The sequence below is a fragment of the Phytoactinopolyspora endophytica genome (genome assembly GCF_004138495.1).
Classification (GTDB): Bacteria; Actinomycetota; Actinomycetes; order Jiangellales; family Jiangellaceae; genus Phytoactinopolyspora; species Phytoactinopolyspora endophytica.
This window is the reverse complement of record NZ_ML142863.1, coordinates 188,113-188,676: the sequence shown is the minus strand read 5'-3', so window position 1 is coordinate 188,676 and position 564 is coordinate 188,113. Positions and strand designations below refer to the sequence as shown.

The window sequence follows — 564 nt, the reverse complement described above, 5'->3', positions numbered from 1 at the left end:
TGCCCAACACCGGATCACCGGGCGGGTCGGATAGGTGCTCGCAGGCCTGGCGGACCTCGTCCATAGCGTCGGCCCACTCGCCGCGCAGCTGCATGATTTCCGAGCGGTGCACCAGGCACTGGCCGCGGTAGGGCTTGAGGTCCTGCTGAGCGGCGCACCAGCGGCTCAGCGCCGCTGTCCACTCCTGCACACGGCGCACGTCGAAGATTTCCCGGCAAGCGAGGACCACGGCACAGTAGACGATGCCAGCCGCGACTGCGGACACCTCGCCAGTCGTGACCGCCACCATCGCTTCGTCCAGCATCGTCACGCCTTGCGCGGCCAGGCCCTGCGCAACCAGCGCCTGGCCCTGTCCCAGCGTCCCGAGCACTCGCAGGTCGGCATCGTCGAACCGGTCCGCTACCTCGGTCATCTCAACGAAGGTGCGCTGCGCGGCCTCGGGATCGCCGCCCAGAGCTTGTAGCGCCATGGGGAGGCGCAGATATCCCTGCTCCGCGCAGTCCACCGGCGCGTCTTCCAGGAGGCGGTGCGCCCGCCCCATCCAGCCGCCGCCGCGGGCGTGCT

The 564-nt window shown here is 70.2% G+C and carries 1 pseudogene; it reads right to left on the bottom strand.

Annotation, left to right across the window (positions count from 1 at the left end):
* Positions 1 to 541, bottom strand: a pseudogene (locus ELR45_RS39015) (DNA-binding response regulator); the annotation flags it as partial.
* Between the last annotated feature and the right edge of the window lie 23 nt (positions 542 to 564).